At 54.5% G+C, this 17,588-nt stretch carries 14 protein-coding genes and 1 riboswitch; of the genes, 8 read left to right on the top strand and 6 right to left on the bottom strand.

The window, feature by feature from the left end; translation table 11 throughout:
- Positions 1-57: 57 nt before the first annotated feature.
- Positions 58-4,281, top strand: coding sequence for a DNA-directed RNA polymerase subunit beta' (rpoC, locus tag ACR8BF_RS17695; protein ID WP_179899278.1), 4,224 nt, complete (start codon positions 58-60; stop codon positions 4,279-4,281).
- 54 nt (positions 4,282-4,335) lie between these two features.
- On the opposite strand, the gene ACR8BF_RS17690 is transcribed toward rpoC, so the two are convergent.
- On the bottom strand, positions 4,336-4,518 hold the full coding sequence (locus tag ACR8BF_RS17690) for a DUF1127 domain-containing protein (protein ID WP_434745349.1): 183 nt from the start codon (positions 4,516-4,518) through the stop codon (positions 4,336-4,338).
- A 174-nt stretch (positions 4,519-4,692) separates the two neighbouring features.
- Between ACR8BF_RS17690 and ACR8BF_RS17685 the strand changes: the two genes are divergently transcribed.
- Positions 4,693-6,147 (top strand): PLP-dependent aminotransferase family protein, encoded by a 1,455-nt coding sequence (locus tag ACR8BF_RS17685; protein ID WP_179899280.1) that lies wholly within the window; start codon positions 4,693-4,695, stop codon positions 6,145-6,147.
- 193 nt (positions 6,148-6,340) lie between these two features.
- On the opposite strand, the gene thiE is transcribed toward ACR8BF_RS17685, so the two are convergent.
- The 3 genes from thiE to rsd form a co-directional block, all read right to left on the bottom strand.
- Positions 6,341-6,967: a thiamine phosphate synthase gene (gene thiE / locus ACR8BF_RS17680; protein WP_179899281.1), complete on the bottom strand. Its 627-nt coding sequence runs from the start codon at positions 6,965-6,967 to the stop codon at positions 6,341-6,343.
- A gap of 2 nt (positions 6,968-6,969) precedes the next feature.
- Positions 6,970-8,892, bottom strand: a complete 1,923-nt coding sequence (gene thiC / locus ACR8BF_RS17675; RefSeq protein ID WP_255434408.1) for a phosphomethylpyrimidine synthase ThiC — start codon at positions 8,890-8,892, stop codon at positions 6,970-6,972.
- An 87-nt stretch (positions 8,893-8,979) separates the two neighbouring features.
- Positions 8,980-9,080: riboswitch (TPP riboswitch) on the bottom strand.
- Positions 9,081-9,232: 152 nt separating this feature from the next.
- Positions 9,233-9,739 (bottom strand): sigma D regulator, encoded by a 507-nt coding sequence (gene rsd / locus ACR8BF_RS17670; RefSeq protein WP_434745348.1) that lies wholly within the window; start codon positions 9,737-9,739, stop codon positions 9,233-9,235.
- 89 nt (positions 9,740-9,828) lie between these two features.
- Between rsd and nudC the strand changes: the two genes are divergently transcribed.
- From nudC to ACR8BF_RS17640, 6 genes are all read left to right on the top strand, one after another.
- Positions 9,829-10,599, top strand: a complete 771-nt coding sequence (gene nudC / locus ACR8BF_RS17665; protein WP_434745347.1) for an NAD(+) diphosphatase — start codon at positions 9,829-9,831, stop codon at positions 10,597-10,599.
- Positions 10,600-10,639: 40 nt separating this feature from the next.
- Entirely contained in the window at positions 10,640-11,707 is a 1,068-nt protein-coding gene (hemE, locus tag ACR8BF_RS17660; protein ID WP_179899284.1) for a uroporphyrinogen decarboxylase, read from the top strand.
- Between the two features lie 2 nt (positions 11,708-11,709).
- Positions 11,710-12,378: a deoxyribonuclease V gene (nfi, locus tag ACR8BF_RS17655; RefSeq protein ID WP_179899285.1), complete on the top strand. Its 669-nt coding sequence runs from the start codon at positions 11,710-11,712 to the stop codon at positions 12,376-12,378.
- 63 nt (positions 12,379-12,441) lie between these two features.
- Positions 12,442-13,032, top strand: a complete 591-nt coding sequence (locus ACR8BF_RS17650) for a YjaG family protein (protein ID WP_090967274.1) — start codon at positions 12,442-12,444, stop codon at positions 13,030-13,032.
- Positions 13,033-13,220: 188 nt separating this feature from the next.
- Positions 13,221-13,493, top strand: coding sequence for a nucleoid-associated protein HU-alpha (gene hupA, locus ACR8BF_RS17645; RefSeq protein ID WP_003850136.1), 273 nt, complete (start codon positions 13,221-13,223; stop codon positions 13,491-13,493).
- A gap of 69 nt (positions 13,494-13,562) precedes the next feature.
- On the top strand, positions 13,563-14,225 hold the full coding sequence (locus ACR8BF_RS17640) for a DUF1481 domain-containing protein (RefSeq protein WP_179899286.1): 663 nt from the start codon (positions 13,563-13,565) through the stop codon (positions 14,223-14,225).
- 33 nt (positions 14,226-14,258) lie between these two features.
- Here the strand turns inward: ACR8BF_RS17640 and purD are convergent, their stop codons facing one another.
- Both purD and purH read right to left on the bottom strand, forming a co-directional pair.
- Positions 14,259-15,539 carry a phosphoribosylamine--glycine ligase gene (gene purD, locus ACR8BF_RS17635; RefSeq protein ID WP_434745346.1) on the bottom strand — a complete coding sequence of 427 codons (1,281 nt, stop codon included), beginning with the start codon at positions 15,537-15,539 and terminating at the stop codon, positions 14,259-14,261.
- Between the two features lie 19 nt (positions 15,540-15,558).
- Positions 15,559-17,148 carry a bifunctional phosphoribosylaminoimidazolecarboxamide formyltransferase/IMP cyclohydrolase gene (gene purH / locus ACR8BF_RS17630; RefSeq protein ID WP_434745345.1) on the bottom strand — a complete coding sequence of 530 codons (1,590 nt, stop codon included), beginning with the start codon at positions 17,146-17,148 and terminating at the stop codon, positions 15,559-15,561.
- Positions 17,149-17,588: the final 440 nt, after the last annotated feature.

Genomic DNA, 17,588 nt, shown 5'->3' with positions numbered 1-17,588 from the left:
GGGGCGTTCAATTTCGGTTGGACGCCCTCTGAGTCTCACTCCGACGGGAGCTAATCCGTGAAAGACTTACTTAAGTTTCTGAAAGCGCAAACTAAGACCGAAGAGTTTGATGCGATCAAAATTGCGCTGGCTTCGCCAGACATGATCCGTTCCTGGTCTTTTGGTGAAGTGAAAAAGCCAGAAACCATTAACTACCGTACTTTTAAGCCAGAGCGCGATGGTCTGTTCTGTGCCCGTATCTTCGGGCCGGTAAAAGACTATGAGTGCCTGTGCGGCAAATACAAGCGCCTGAAACACCGTGGTGTGATTTGTGAGAAGTGCGGTGTTGAAGTGACCCAGACTAAAGTACGCCGTGAGCGTATGGGCCACATCGAACTGGCATCGCCAACTGCGCACATCTGGTTCCTGAAGTCACTGCCATCGCGTATCGGCTTACTGCTGGATATGCCACTGCGTGACATCGAGCGCGTGCTCTACTTTGAATCTTACGTGGTAATCGAAGGTGGCATGACCAACCTCGAGAAGCGTCAGATCCTGACTGAAGAGCAGTATCTTGACGCTCTGGAAGAGTTCGGTGACGAATTCGACGCCAAAATGGGCGCCGAAGCGATCCAGGCCCTGTTGAAAAACATGGATCTGGAACAGGAGTGCGAGCAGCTGCGTGAAGAGCTGAACGAAACTAACTCCGAAACCAAACGTAAAAAACTGACCAAGCGCATCAAGCTGCTGGAAGCGTTCGTACAGTCTGGCAACAAGCCAGAGTGGATGATCCTGACCGTGCTGCCTGTTCTGCCACCGGATCTGCGTCCGCTGGTACCGCTGGATGGTGGCCGTTTCGCAACGTCGGATCTGAACGATCTTTATCGTCGCGTGATCAACCGTAACAACCGTCTGAAGCGCCTGCTGGATCTGGCTGCGCCAGATATCATCGTACGCAACGAAAAGCGTATGTTGCAGGAAGCGGTCGATGCACTGCTGGATAACGGTCGTCGCGGTCGTGCGATCACCGGTTCTAACAAGCGTCCGCTGAAATCGCTGGCTGACATGATCAAAGGTAAGCAGGGCCGTTTCCGTCAGAACCTGCTGGGTAAACGTGTCGACTATTCTGGTCGTTCGGTTATCACCGTTGGTCCATACCTGCGTCTGCATCAGTGCGGTCTGCCTAAGAAAATGGCACTCGAACTGTTCAAACCGTTCATTTACGGCAAGCTGGAACTGCGTGGCCTGGCCACCACCATCAAAGCCGCGAAGAAAATGGTTGAGCGCGAAGAAGCGGTTGTCTGGGATATCCTCGACGAAGTGATCCGTGAGCATCCGGTTCTGCTGAACCGTGCGCCTACGCTGCACCGTCTGGGTATTCAGGCCTTTGAACCGGTTCTGATCGAAGGTAAAGCGATCCAGCTGCACCCGCTGGTTTGTGCGGCATATAACGCCGACTTCGATGGTGACCAGATGGCTGTTCACGTACCGCTGACGCTGGAAGCCCAGCTGGAAGCGCGTGCGCTGATGATGTCAACCAACAACATCCTGTCACCTGCGAACGGCGAGCCAATCATCGTTCCTTCTCAGGACGTTGTACTGGGTCTCTATTACATGACCCGTGACTGTGTTAACGCCAAAGGCGAAGGCATGGTGCTGACTGGCCCGAAAGAAGCTGAGCGTATCTATCGCGCTGGCCTCGCCTCTCTGCATGCTCGCGTTAAGGTGCGTATCACCGAACACGAGAAAAATGAGCAGGATGAGTGGGTTGCTAAAACCAGCATCATTGATACAACGATTGGCCGTGCCATCCTGTGGATGATCGTGCCGAAAGGTCTGCCTTTCTCTATCGTTAACCAGGCGCTGGGCAAAAAAGCTATCTCCAAAATGCTTAACACCTGTTATCGCATTCTGGGCTTGAAGCCGACCGTTATCTTTGCTGACCAGACCATGTACACCGGTTTCGCTTACGCTGCCCGTTCAGGCGCGTCAGTCGGCATCGACGACATGGTTATTCCAGAGAAGAAAGTGGAAATCATCACCGAAGCGGAAGCTGAAGTGGCTGAGATTCAGGAGCAGTTCCAGTCTGGTCTGGTAACGGCAGGCGAACGTTATAACAAAGTCATCGATATCTGGGCAGCAGCCAACGAACGTGTTGCCAAAGCGATGATGGAAAACCTCTCTACCGAACTCGTGATTAACCGCGATGGCGAAGAAGAGCGACAGGTTTCCTTTAACAGCATCTTTATGATGGCCGACTCCGGTGCGCGTGGTTCTGCAGCACAGATTCGTCAGCTGGCCGGTATGCGTGGTCTGATGGCGAAACCAGATGGCTCCATCATCGAAACACCAATCACGGCGAACTTCCGTGAAGGGTTGAACGTACTCCAGTACTTCATCTCAACCCACGGTGCGCGTAAAGGTCTGGCGGATACCGCACTGAAAACAGCGAACTCCGGTTATCTGACGCGTCGTCTGGTTGACGTTGCACAGGATCTGGTTGTTACTGAAGATGACTGTGGTACACATGAAGGCATCATGATGACGCCTGTCATCGAAGGTGGCGACGTTAAAGAGCCTCTGCGTGAGCGTGTACTGGGTCGTGTGACTGCTGAAGACGTTCTGAAGCCGGGTACGGCTGATATTCTGGTCCCACGCAACACGCTGCTCGATGAGCACTGGTGTGACGTGCTGGAACTGAACTCAGTCGACAGCCTGAAAGTCCGCTCAGTAGTAGGTTGTGAAACCGACTTTGGTGTGTGTGCGCATTGCTACGGTCGCGACCTGGCACGTGGTCACATCATCAACAAAGGTGAAGCGATCGGTGTTATCGCGGCACAGTCCATCGGTGAGCCAGGTACACAGCTGACGATGCGTACGTTCCACATCGGTGGTGCGGCATCACGTGCGGCTGCTGAATCCAGCATTCAGGTGAAGAACAAAGGTACCATCAAGCTGACCAACGCCAAGTCCGTAACGAACTCGGCAGGCAAGCTGGTGATCACCTCGCGTAACGTTGAACTGAAAATGATCGACGAATTTGGTCGTACCAAAGAGAGCTATAAAGTTCCTTATGGTTCTTCCATGGCGAAAGGTGATGGTGAGCAGGTTGCAGCGGGCGAAACCGTCGCAAACTGGGATCCGCATACCATGCCAGTCATCACCGAAGTGGGCGGTTTCATTCGCTTCACGGACATGGTTGATGGCCAGACCATTACCCGTCAGACAGATGACTTAACCGGTCTGTCTTCACTGGTGGTTCTGGACAGCGCTGAACGTACTGCGGGCGGTAAAGATCTGCGTCCTGCTCTGAAAATTGTTGATGCCAACGGCAACGACGTTCTGATCCCGGGCACCGACATGCCGGCTCAGTACTTCCTGCCAGGTAAAGCGATTGTTCAGCTGGAAGATGGCGTTAAGATCAGTGCTGGTGACACGTTAGCGCGTGTTCCGCAGGAATCTGGCGGTACCAAGGATATTACCGGTGGTCTGCCACGCGTTGCTGACCTGTTCGAAGCGCGTCGTCCGAAAGAGCCAGCTATTCTGGCGGAGATCAGCGGCATCATCTCCTTCGGTAAAGAGACCAAAGGTAAGCGTCGTCTGGTGATTACTCCGCTGGATGGTAGCGAGCCGTACGAAGAGATGATTCCGAAATGGCGTCAGCTGAACGTGTTCGAAGGTGAACGTGTTGAGCGCGGTGACGTGGTTTCCGATGGCCCAGAGTCTCCACATGATATTCTGCGCTTGCGTGGCGTGCATGCGGTGACCCGTTACATCACTAACGAAGTGCAGGAAGTTTACCGTCTGCAAGGCGTTAAGATTAACGATAAGCACATCGAAGTTATCGTGCGTCAGATGCTGCGTAAAGCAACTATCGTGAGCGCAGGAAGTGCAGACTTCCTGGAAGGTGAGCAGGCTGAATTCTCTCGCATCAAGATCTCTAACCGTGATCTGGAAGCGAACGGAAAAGTCGGCGCAACCTTTATGCGTGACCTGCTGGGTATTACCAAAGCGTCACTGGCTACCGAATCGTTCATCTCTGCAGCATCGTTCCAGGAGACCACACGTGTCCTGACCGAAGCAGCAGTAGCAGGTAAGCGCGATGAACTGCGCGGCCTGAAAGAGAACGTGATCGTGGGTCGTCTGATCCCGGCGGGTACCGGTTATGCGTACCATCAGGATCGTATGCGCCGCAAAGCGGCAGGTGAAGTTCCGGTTGCACCGCAGGTTACTGCGGATGAAGCCTCAGCCAGTCTGGCGGAACTGTTGAACGCCGGTCTCGGCGGCAACAAAAACGATTAATCGTTCTTTGCCTGATAAAAACCCTGCCTCGGCAGGGTTTTTTTTGTCCCGAATTCAGTCATTCCAGTCGTTGCGACTGATTCCAATGTCTTTTAGCTGACAGTCACTCAGCTTAGACAGGATGACGCGCGTCTCACGCCGCAGCTGCCAGCGCTTATAGCTGCGCCATAAGTAACGGATTAGTAGGTAAGGCGTGCCTGTAAACGGTTTAGTTGCGCGATTCTCGTCGTATCCCATGATAGTGCCCTCAGTGAAATGTCTGAGGACTATTTTCAGCGGATCGTTCTGTATGATACAGACCCAAAAATCACCTTTTTTTAACATACAGATTGCAGTTTCAGCGATCTGAATGGTAAAAAAGGAGCCTGACTGTACTGGTTAATGCTCACCATCTGAGCCAGAGGAAATACAATGACCCGATATGAACATCTGGCCACACTGCTGGCTCAGCGCATTGAACAGGGTTTATATCGTAGTGGTGAACGCCTGCCCTCGGTGCGGAGTCTGAGTGCCGAACATGGCGTCAGTATCAGCACCGTACAGCAGGCCTATCATCTGCTGGAAGAGAAACAGATGATTACGCCGCAGTCGCGATCCGGATACTTTGTCGCCTCACGCAAAGCGGCGCCCCCGATGCCTGCGCTGACCCGTCCCGCACAGCGGCCGGTTGAGGTAACGCAGTGGGATGCGGTGCTGGAGCTGATTAACAGTCGTCTGGAAGATGATGTGTTGCAGCTGGGCAGCGGCATGCCCGACCTGACGCAGCCTACGCTCAAGCCACTGTGGAAAGCTTTCAGCCGCCAGGCGCAGAAGCAGGACATGGCGCTACTGAATTATGACAACCTGTATGGTGTTCTTGCGCTGCGGCAACAGGTTGCACGACTGGCAATAGACAGCGGCTGCCATCTCACCGCCGACGACATTGTGATTACTACCGGCTGCCACGAAGCGTTATCGGTCGCCGTGCGAGCAGTCTGCGAGCCGGGCGATATCATTGCTGTTGAGTCACCGTCGTTTCACGGCATCATGCAAACCCTGCGCGGCTTTGGCATTCGTGCCATAGAGATCCCGACGGATGCGGTCACTGGCATCAGTCTGGAAGCGCTGGAGCTGGCCTTTGATCAATGGCCGATCAAAGCAGTCGTTGTCGTGCCGAACTGCAATAATCCGCTGGGATTCATCATGCCCGAACAGCGTAAGCGGGCATTGCTGGCGCTGGCGCAGCGGTTTGATGCGGCAGTCATTGAAGATGATGTTTATGGTGAATTAGCCTGGGAATATCCGCGTCCGTCAACGATTAAAGCGCTGGATCTCGATGGCCGGGTTCTGCTGTGCAGCTCCTTTTCTAAAACGCTGGCACCAGGTTTACGCGTTGGCTGGGTTGCACCAGGCCGCTATCGCGACCGCGTGCTGCACATGAAATATATCGTCACAGGCTCGACCGCTACACAGCCTCAGCATGCGGTCTCTGAGTTTATCCGCCAGGGCCATTACCAGCCCCATCTGCGCCGGATGCGGCAAATCTATCATCGTAACTATGAAACATTCAGTTGCTGGGTGCGCCACTACTTCCCCTGCGGCATCTGCGTCTCACGTCCTCAGGGCGGCTTCCTGATGTGGATTGAACTCCCTGAAGCATTTGATGCTGTCCGGCTTAACCGCGAACTGCGCGAGTCAAAAATTCAGATAGCTGTAGGCTCACTGTTTTCAGCGTCGGGGAAATACCGTAACTGTCTGCGCTTAAACTATGGGCTGCCGATCAACGAGCAGACTGAACAGGCACTGGCGCTGGTGGGTGCAGCTGTTGAACGTGCCATGCTCTCGTGCGGACATGAGACGCAGATTCCAGCCTCTACTCTCGCATAGCGAAAAGAAGAAGCAGGGCCGGCAAGAGGAGGGAACCGGCCCTGGTCAGATAACCTTAACCTGACGGATGTCACGTTAAGGTTTTGGATCACAGCATGCCAGCGGCAACATTTACTTCTGCGCGCTGCTCTCCCGGAAGAATGCTGGCATTACCTGTTTTGCAGCCGCCATGCGCGACAGCTTCCACATATCCTTAATTGCCAGGTTCTGCCAGTGCCAGCAGAGTCCGCGTTGCTTCACGCCAGTCATCTGCCTGGGTAATCGCACTCACTACCGCAATACTGCCTACGCCGGTTGCCAGCACCTCAGGTGCACGCGCAATCGAGATACCACCAATCGCCACGGTGGGAATATGTGTCAGGCGTGTCAGGTGATGCTTCAGCTGTTCAATGCCCTGTGGCGCAGAAGGCATCTCTTTAGTCTGCGTCGGGAAAATATGCCCCAGTGCGATGTATGAGGGCTGGATAGACAGTGCGCGGTCCAGTTCCGCATCGTCATGGGTGGAAAGTCCTAGGCGCAATCCCGCCTCATGAATCCGGGCAAGATCGGCCACATCCAGATCCTCCTGACCCAGATGCACGCCATAAGCCTGATGTTTAATGGCCAGCTGCCAGTAGTCATTAATAAACAGGCGCGCGTCATAGCGTTTTCCCAGCGCAATCGCCTCGGCAATGGCTGCTCCGGCGACCTCATCGGGCTGATCTTTGATACGCAGCTGCAGGGTGCGAACGCCCATCTCAAGCAGGCGTTTAATCCACTCGGGGCTATCAACCACCGGATAAAGCCCCAGGCGCGGGGCGGTAGCAGGGAATGCGTGCATCGTTACTCCTCCTTAATGGCATCGGTAGAGTGATAAAGCTCACTGCCGTGGCTGCGAAAACGGTCTGACATCTGCGCCATGCCCACTTCTACTGTCTCGGCGCGAGCATCCTGGCGTGCTGCAAACTCGCGCACCTCCTGGGAAATTTTCATTGAGCAGAATTTGGGGCCGCACATCGAACAGAAATGGGCCACTTTGCCCGACTCCTGTGGCAGGGTTTCGTCATGCATAGCCCGCGCCGTGTGAGGATCCAGCGCCAGATTAAACTGATCTTCCCATCGGAATTCAAAGCGCGCTTTGGACATAGCGTTATCACGGATCTGCGCACCAGGATGGCCTTTGGCCAGATCGGCGGCATGCGCTGCGATTTTGTAGGTGATCAATCCCTGTTTCACATCCTGTTTGTTGGGCAGACCCAGATGCTCTTTGGGTGTGACATAACACAGCATGGCGCAGCCAAACCAGCCAATCATGGCGGCACCAATACCCGAGGTGAAATGGTCATAGCCTGGCGCGATGTCGGTGGTCAGCGGGCCAAGGGTATAGAAGGGGGCTTCATCGCACAGGGCGAGCTGTTCAGTCATGTTGCGGCGGATCATATGCATCGGCACGTGCCCCGGACCTTCAATCATCACCTGAACGTCATATTCCCAGGCGATCCGGGTCAGTTCACCCAGGGTACGCAGTTCGGCAAACTGTGCCTCGTCGTTCGCATCCTGAATCGAACCCGGACGCAGGCCATCGCCCAGCGACAGGGAGACATCGTAAGCGGCGCAGATTTCACAGATCTCGCGGAAGTGCTGATACAGGAAGCTCTCCTGATGATGCGACAGGCACCATTTCGCCATGATTGATCCACCCCGCGAGACAATTCCGGTCAGACGTTTCGCCGTCATCGGGACATAACGCAGTAGTACGCCCGCGTGGATAGTGAAATAATCGACGCCCTGTTCCGCCTGCTCAAGCAGCGTGTCCCGGAAAATTTCCCAGTTCAGCGCCTCAGCTACACCATTGACTTTTTCCAGCGCCTGATAGATCGGCACGGTACCGATGGGCACCGGGCTGTTTCGCAAAATCCATTCGCGCGTTTCATGAATATAACGGCCGGTAGAGAGATCCATCACCGTATCGGCACCCCAGCGAGTCGACCAGACCAGTTTTTCCACTTCTTCTTCAATGGAAGAGGTCACCGCTGAGTTGCCGATATTGGCATTGACCTTAACCAGAAAGTTGCGACCAATGATCATCGGCTCCGATTCAGGATGATTGATATTGGCAGGGATGATGGCGCGTCCGGCAGCGACCTCCTGCCGCACAAACTCGGGTGTGATGCGGGCGGGCAGATGCGCGCCAAAACTGTGGCCCGGATGCTGTTGCAGCAATACCTCACTGCGGATTTGCTCACGGCCCATGTTTTCCCGCAGAGCGATAAACTCCATCTCCGGGGTGATGATCCCCTGGCGGGCATAATGCAGCTGCGTGACACGGCGGCCTGCGCGGGCACGGCGCGGTGTGGGAAGGTGATCGAAGCGCAGATGATCCAGCCCCTCATCAGCCAGTCGCTGCTGGGTATAACCTGAGCTGTTCTGTTCGAGAAGCTCGCTGTCGTCGCGTTCAGCAATCCAGCGTGCGCGCAGCTTTTCCAGGCCACGGTGCACATCGATCTGTGCTGCAGGATCGCCATAGGCACCCGCCGTGTCATAGACCGGCACCGCTTCATTTTGCTCATAGAGTGGTTGTTCTTTGCTGCCACCGATGTGGGTCGGGCTTAGGGTAATTTCACGCATGGGTACGCGAATATCCTGTCGGCTGCCGGTAATCCAGATGCGACGGGACTGGGGAAAGGCACTGCCACTTTGCAGGGAATCGATAAATTCCTGCGCCTGGGCACGTTGTTCACGACGGGAAATTTTTTGATCAGACATAGCAATCTTCCTGTTCAGAGGGAACGATGCTTGTCCGGAGTTCGGAAGGAGTAACCGTATAGACAGCGTAAGCGTGCTGACATACAGAGAAAATTTACTCTTGTTCCCTTCGCAGGTTCTAACCTGATCAGGTTCCGCGGATCCCGAATTAACGGTCTCAGCCCAACTGGGCACTCCGACAAGAAGCTGTACTTATGCGTGCGTCTGATAACAGACTCGGGCATAAATACCTTATATTTCAAGGCAAAAAGCAAAAAGGTTCCTGGGAGCTCACTCCTCAGAACCTGTTCAGCATAAAAGGGCTACGGGATAATCTCAACCCCTTTGCCAGTGACGGCCATTACGCCGGACGAGCGATATGGCTGTCATTCGCCACTGGCGGGGGGGCGAGTTTGTTATCCCATGCCAGCTGGATCAGCTTATCTTCCAGCGTAAAGCGGGCTTCCAGCACTTCGCCAACTTCGGATAGCGCCTGCTGGAAAGTCATGCAGTTTTCGTCGTCAATCGCCTGCTGCAGGTGACCGTCATACAGTTGCATCAGACGCTCAGTATTGGCTTCCAGCGGGGGATAGATCTGCGCGGCAGCAATCATCGGGCTGTCGCCACTCATTTCACTGATGACGCGCTCGTAGATGCTGAAGTGACCCGCAGAAAGATAATCGACCAGACCGTGACAGAAGTTGTCCAGCGCCTGTTCATCCAGACGCGTCAGCGCCTCTTTATTGGGTTTAAGACCGACCAGGTGATAATAGGCCACCAGTAGCTGACGACGGGCTTCAAGCCACGAATCGACCAGTTCATTACTGCCACCTACGCGTTCAGCCAGGACGTCTAACTGGTTAAGCATATCTAACTCCATGTGAGTTATAGTTGTTTATCTACACACTTAACATCAGGGCTTCAGCGTGCGATTTGACGCTAAGGATGACGAAATAAATGCAATACGAAATCTCAAGCGTAGACGCTGGATGGTGGATTGTCAGCCATGAACATAAACTTTGGTTGCCACAAGGTGATTTACCCCACGGAAACGCCGAAAAATTTGGTTTGACCGGCAGTAAGGCCCGGACCATTGGTGAGTGGCAGGGCGATAAAGTCTGGCTGATTTGTGAGCCGCGTTCTGCCGATATGTTCTCAGTTCGTCAGTTAATCGATCAGGATACAGAGCTGTTTCAGCTAGTGGGCCGCGGTGTGCAGCTGGCGGAATTCTACCGTTCTCATCGCTGGTGCGGCTATTGCGGCCATGAAATGCATCACAGCAAACATGAGTTTGCCTGTCTGTGCAGTCATTGCCGTGAGCGTTACTATCCGCAGATCGCACCCTGCATCATCGTGGCTATCCGTCGCGGCGACGAAATCCTGCTGGCGAATCATGCCCGCCATCGCAACAAGGTCTACACCGTTCTGGCGGGTTTTGTGGAAGTCGGTGAGACGCTGGAGCAGGCTGTGGCCCGCGAAGTGATGGAAGAGAGCAATATTCGCGTCAAAAATGTCCGCTACGTTACCTCCCAGCCGTGGCCTTTCCCGCAATCGCTGATGACAGCGTTTATGGCAGAGTATGACAGCGGCGATCTGCAACACGACGGTAAAGAACTCCTGGATGCAGCGTGGTTCCGTTTTGATGACCTGCCTCTGTTGCCACCGCCAGGCACTGTGGCGCGCCGTCTTATTGAAGATACTGTCGCCCTGTGCCGTGCTGAAGGGTGAAAGTGCTACACTACACGCCTGTTACCGAGAGAGTGTTGAGATGAGTGAACTGAAGAACGATCGTTATTTGCGTGCCCTGTTACGTCAGCCGGTTGATGTCACGCCGGTATGGATGATGCGACAAGCCGGGCGCTATTTGCCGGAGTACAAAGCGACACGCGCCCAGGCGGGTGACTTTATGTCGCTGTGTAAAAACGCCGAGCTGGCCTGTGAAGTGACCCTGCAGCCGCTGCGTCGTTATCCGCTGGATGCCGCCATCCTCTTCAGTGACATCCTGACTATTCCGGATGCGATGGGACTGGGTCTCTACTTTGAAACCGGCGAAGGCCCGCGCTTCTCTAATCCTGTGACCTGTCGCGCTGACGTTGAGCGTTTACCGGTGCCCGATCCAGAAATGGAGTTGGGTTATGTGATGAATGCGGTCCGCACCATCCGTAAGAACCTGAACGGTGATCTGCCGCTGATTGGTTTCTCTGGTAGTCCCTGGACGCTGGCTACCTACATGGTGGAAGGCGGCAGCAGCAAAGCATTTACCAAAATCAAGAAGATGATGTATGCCGATCCGGCGACGCTGCATGCGATGCTGGATAAGCTGGCCGATAGCGTCATCCTTTATCTCAATGCTCAGATCCGCGCCGGTGCGCAGTCTGTGATGGTATTTGATACCTGGGGTGGCGTGCTGACGGGTCGTGACTACCTTGAGTTCTCACTTCACTACATGCACAAAATTGTTGATGGTCTGCTGCGTGAAAACGATGGTCGCCGCGTACCGGTGACGCTCTTCACTAAAGGGGGCGGACAGTGGCTGGAAGCAATGGCTGCTACTGGTTGTGATGCGCTGGGTCTCGACTGGACCACCGACATTGATGAAGCACGCCGTCGTGTGGGCGACAAAGTTGCCCTGCAGGGTAACATGGATCCTTCTATGCTCTATGCGGCACCGGAGCGTATTGAGCAGGAAGTGGCCGGTATCCTGGAGCGTTTTGGCTCGGGCACCGGACATGTCTTCAATCTGGGGCACGGCATTCATCAGGATGTTCCACCCGAAAATGCAGGCGTCTTCGTTGAGGCGGTGCATCGTTTATCACGTCCCTGGCATCAGGAGTAATCATGGACATTGCCGCACTCCGCGCTGAGCAGTTACAACGTGCCGCTGACGTGGTGCGTGAAGATGACTTTGACGTATTGCCGCCCCGCTTTATTGGCGGAGCGGACGTTGGATTTGAGCAGGAAGGCACCGTTACGCGGGCGGCGATGGTGATACTGGAGTATCCCTCGTTAACGCTGGTGGAACATCGCATCGCGCGCGTTGAGACCACCATGCCCTATATTCCGGGCTTTCTCTCTTTCCGTGAGTATCCTGCACTGATGGCTGCCTGGCAGATGCTGGAGCAAAAGCCGGACCTGCTGTTTGTTGATGGACACGGTATCTCGCATCCCAGACGACTGGGTGTCGCATCGCATTTTGGCCTGCTGGTCGATGTGCCAACGATTGGCGTTGCCAAAAGCCGCCTGTGTGGTCGTTTTGACGATCTGGATGCGCAGCCTGGCAGCCGTCAGCCGCTGATCGACAAAGGTGAGCAGATAGGCTGGGTATGGCGTAGCAAACTGCGCTGTAATCCGCTGTTTGTCGCCACCGGCCATCGTGTCAGCCTGGACACTGCGCTGCAGTGGGTCGAAAACTGCACGCGCGGTTACCGGTTGCCGGAACCGACCCGCTGGGCTGATGCGGTTGCTTCGAACCGAACCGCTTTCCAGCGCTGGCAAAACGCGCTTTAACACTGTTTGTGCTGCGGTTTTGCAGTTACACTGCGGCCAGCGAAACGAATAAGAGCCACCTTTATGTTACAAAATCCCGTTCATCTGCGTCTGGCGAAGCTGGAAAGCTGGCAGCACCTGACTTTTATGGCCTGCCTGTGTGAGCGCATGTATCCCAACTATCGCGCATTCTGCGAGCAGACTGAATTTGCCGATCCGGCACTCTATCGCCGTATCCTTGATCTGATATGGGAAAACCTGACGGTCAAAGATGCGAAGATAAACTTCGATAGCCAGCTGGAAAAGCTCGAAGCCGCCATTCCTGATGGTGATGCGTTTGAGGTTTACGGCGTTTATCCGGCCATTGATGCCTGTGTGGCATTGAGCGAAGTCGTACATGCGCAGCTGAGCGGTGAAACGCTTGAGCATGCCATTGAAGTCAGCGAGACCTCAATTACCACCGTCGCCATGCTGGAGATGACTCAGGCTGGACGCGAAATGACCGATGAAGAGCTGCGTGAGAATCCAGCTATCATCGATGAGTGGGACCTTCAGTGGGAGATTTTCCGACTGCTGTCGGAGTGTGAAGAGCGCGACCTTGAATTGATTAAAGGTCTGCGATCTGACCTGCGTGAAGCTGGAATTAGCAACATCGGTATAAATTTCCAGCAGTAAGGCGATAAAACGTGACTTCAGGCCCGAATTAGCGCGCCTGGAGGCTTCACATTGGCCCCCTGTCTGGTCTACATTTGGGGGGCTGAAAATTGTGGCTATCGGTGCGTGCAGGCAGAAGAGTGCCAGAATATGGCTTTTCCCTCGCACTCGTTGCTTAGCAAGCGATAAATACACTTTAAGGATAACTTATGAACAAGACTCAACTGATTGATGTGATCGCAGAAAAAGCTGACCTGTCTAAAACCCAGGCAAAGGCAGCGCTGGAATCTACTCTGGCTGCGATCACTGAGTCTCTGAAAGATGGTGATGCTGTACAACTGGTTGGTTTTGGTACTTTTAAAGTGAACCACCGCGCTGAGCGTACCGGTCGTAACCCGCAGACTGGCAAAGAGATCAAAATCGCTGCAGCAAATGTACCGGCATTCGTGTCTGGTAAAGCGCTGAAAGACGCCGTTAAGTAAGACGTCGCACTGCGGTTAAGCTTTAAAACAGGGGGCGTTTCGCCCCTTTTGTTTAAGAGGCCAGCCATCATGACCCCGCTGTTTCAGCGTTTATCTGTTCTGCTTCTCTCCCTGTTTCTTTTCGGCTGCAGCTCTACTCCGGATATTCCCCCTTTTTCTGCCAGTGGTTATCTTGCCGATCGTGGTGTTGTTCGTATCTGGCGCAAAAACAGCGACCATCAGTCAGTCCATATTCGCACCCTTTACACGCCGTTCAGTGGCGGTGAAGGTGAGGTGACTGACTATATCTGGCTGGAAGAGTCCTTGATCAGCATTCAGCGTCAGGTGAAGGGCAAACAACCTGACGATGTGACCCTGCGCTTTGATCAGGCAGGTGGCCTTAACTTTATGCAGCGCCAGCTCGCAGGCCGACGTGAAGCGGTTAGCCCGGATGCGGTTGAGCTTTATAAGTTTGATGCCGAGCGGATGCGTAACCTCAGTGATGCCCTGTTAAGCGGTCAGGTGTTCCTTAAACAGGGACACTGGCTGGGAAACAACGTGCTGGAGACGTGTGAAGGCCAGCAGGTCAGACCCGCTTTTGATGCTGACGATCTGCAGATGCTGAAACAGCAGCAGAGTAGCGCGTCGGCACCGCTGATGGTTTCATGGCTTGAAGCACCGGAAGGGATACAGTTGTTGCGGGTCAGTCAGCAGGATGACTGCACGCAGCAGCCGACAGAAGACGATATGTGAAATGAAAAGGGGGCACCAGGTGCCCCCTTTTGCTTACTTGCGATTAATAGCGCGGTAGCCGATATCGTGGCGACAGAAACTGCCCTGCCATGAGACCGGCTTTGTCAGCTCGTAAGCCCGCTTTTGTGCCGCAGCGACATCGTCGCCCAGCGCGGTGACGCACAGCACGCGGCCACCGTTCGTCAGCACCTGATCCTCTTCCAGACGAGTTCCGGCGTGGAAGACCTTGCCGTCAGCCACTTCTTCCAGTGGCAGACCATGAATCTGATCGCCCTGCGCATAATCGCCCGGATAACCGCCTGCCGCCAGTACCACACCCAGTGCAGGACGGGGATCCCATTGTGACGTTCTGTGATCCAGCTTGCCGTCACAGGCGGCCAGGCAAAGATCGACCAGATCTGACTGCAGGCGCAGCATGATCGGCTGAGTTTCCGGATCGCCGAACCGGCAGTTGAATTCGATCACTTTCGGCTGCCCGGTGTGGTCGATCATCAGGCCGGCATAGAGGAAACCGGTATAGACGTTGCCTTCAGCGGCCATGCCACGCACGGTTGGCCAGATAACCTGATCCATCACACGCTGGTGGATCTCATCGGTGACCACCGGGGCTGGTGAGTAGGCGCCCATTCCGCCAGTGTTTGGACCGGTGTCGCCATCGCCGACACGTTTGTGATCCTGGCTGGTGGCCATAGGCAGCACATGCTCGCCGTCTACCATTACGATGAAGCTGGCTTCTTCGCCATCCAGAAACTCTTCAATTACAATGCGGTGTCCGGCATCACCAAAGGCGTTACCGGCCAGCATATCCTGAACCGCATCTTCAGCTTCCTGCAGCGTCATCGCGACTATCACGCCTTTACCTGCGGCCAGACCGTCGGCTTTGATAACGATTGGCGCGCCTTTCTCACGCAGATACGCCAGAGCAGGCTCAACGTCGGTAAAGTTCTGGTACGCCGCGCTGGGGATCTGGTGACGCGCCAGGAAATCTTTGGTAAAGGCTTTCGAGCCTTCCAGCTGTGCTGCGGCCTGAGTCGGACCAAAGATAGCCAGCCCCGCCTCACGGAAAGCATCCACTACGCCCATTACCAGCGGAGCTTCAGGTCCGACAATCGTCAGATCGATCTTTTCACGCTGGGCAAATTCAAGCAGGGCAGGGACATCTGTCGCACTGATCGCGACATTCTGTAGCGCAGGCTCTAATGCAGTGCCCGCATTACCTGGCGCGACAAACACGGTTTCCGCCAGCGGCGACTGGGCTGCTTTCCAGGCCAGCGCATGCTCACGCCCGCCGTTGCCGATTACTAAAATTTTCATCTGTTACTCTCCAGAACGATTAATGGCGGAAGTGGCGCATGTCGGTGAAGATCATGGCAATGCCATGCTCATCTGCTGCCGCGATAACTTCTTCATCGCGGATAGAGCCGCCTGGCTGGATAACGCAGCTCACCCCTACCGCGGCTGCAGCATCAATACCATCACGGAATGGGAAGAATGCATCCGATGCCATGGCTGAGCCTTTCACTTCCAGACCTTCATCGCCCGCTTTAATCCCCGCAATTTTAGCGGAGTAGACGCGGCTCATCTGTCCGGCGCCAATACCAATCGTCATGCTATCGCGTGAATAGACAATGGCATTGGACTTAACAAACTTCGCGACTTTCCAGCAGAACAGCGCATCACGCAACTCCTGCTCGGTTGGCTGGCGCTTGCTGACCACGCGCAACTGGCTGGCATCAACCATACCGAGATCGCGATCCTGCACCAGCAAACCACCGTTAACGCGTTTGAAATCCAGCGCGGCAGTGCGGTTTTGCCACTGGCCGCAGATAAGCACACGGACGTTCTGTTTAGCGGCGGTAATTTTCAGCGCGGCTTCGGAAACGGCGGGTGCGATGATTACCTCAACAAACTGGCGGCTGATAATGGCCTGAGCAGTCGCTTCATCCAGCTCGCGGTTAAAAGCGATGATGCCGCCAAACGCGGAGGTCGGATCGGTCTGGTAAGCCCGCTCATAGGCCGACAGCAGAGAGTCACCGGTCGCAACGCCACAGGGGTTAGCATGTTTGACGATAACGCACGCGGGTTCATTGAACTCTTTAACGCATTCCAGAGCAGCATCCGTGTCAGCAATATTGTTATAGGAGAGCGCTTTGCCCTGAACCTGCAGCGCGGTCGCCACTGACGCTTCAGTAATATTCTCTTCTATATAGAAGGCAGCATCCTGATGGCTGTTTTCACCGTAACGCATATCCTGCTTCTTAATGAAGTTCAGATTCAGGGTACGCGGGAAGCGGCCGGCGGGCTGATTGCGTTCACCGTGATAGGCAGGCACCAGGGTACCGAAGTAGTTAGCGATCATACTGTCATAGGCGGCAGTATGTTCGAAGGCTTTGATTGCCAGATCGAAACGGGTCTCAAGCGTCAGTGCGTTCTCATGAGCATCCATTTCAGCAATGATGGCATCGTAGTCGCCGCTGCTGACCACAATAGCGACATCTTTATGGTTCTTGGCAGCAGAGCGCACCATGGTCGGGCCACCGATGTCGATGTTTTCTACTGCATCTTCCAGTGAACATCCTTCACGGGCGACAGTCTGTGCAAAGGGATAAAGGTTAACGACCACCATGTCGATTGGGCTGATGTCATGCTGCGCCATGATGGCATCATCCTGGCCACGACGACCTAAAATGCCGCCATGTACTTTCGGATGCAGAGTTTTGACGCGTCCATCCATCATTTCCGGGAAACCGGTGTAGTCAGAGACTTCTGTGACAGCCAGACCCGCATCCGCCAGAAGGCGAGCTGTTCCACCTGTGGAGAGCAGTTCGACACCGCGACTTGAGAGCGCCTGAGCAAATTCGAGGATACCGGCTTTGTCAGAGACACTGAGCAATGCGCGGCGTACAGGACGAGGTTGTTGCATGGTGGTTTATCCCTTGGCTTTGTTTCGCGTATATAAGAGCGTTACGTCAGGCTTTACAGCGGTTTTCTCTTCTATATAAGAAGAAAAGATCAAAAACCTCAGGTAACGCCCCGAAAAGGGGAGTCCGGAATATTGCCCGGCATTGTAGCGAAAACGTTTGCGTGATGCTCGCCTAAATTCATTTAGCCCGCAGAGTGTGGATAACATTGTGTGTAACTGCGTATAACACCGGCTTTTGCTGTGGAATGCAGCGAACGCTCTCTTTTATGCAATTTATGGGTTGCGACTCTCCGACAACTCCCTATAATGCGCATCCATCAACACGGAACACCGGCAACGGGAAACGGGCTGAGAGGCACAGGAGACTGCGCCGCCGGAGAAAAACTTCTGAAATAGAGGTTGACTCTGCAGGAGGAAGGCGTAATATACGCCACCTCGCG

Origin of the sequence: Candidatus Pantoea rara, assembly GCF_051136265.1 — a bacterium.
GTDB classification, from domain to species: Bacteria; Pseudomonadota; Gammaproteobacteria; order Enterobacterales; family Enterobacteriaceae; genus Pantoea; species Pantoea rara.
Note: the sequence above shows the minus strand (reverse complement) of the source record. Positions and strands in the feature narration are given on the sequence as shown.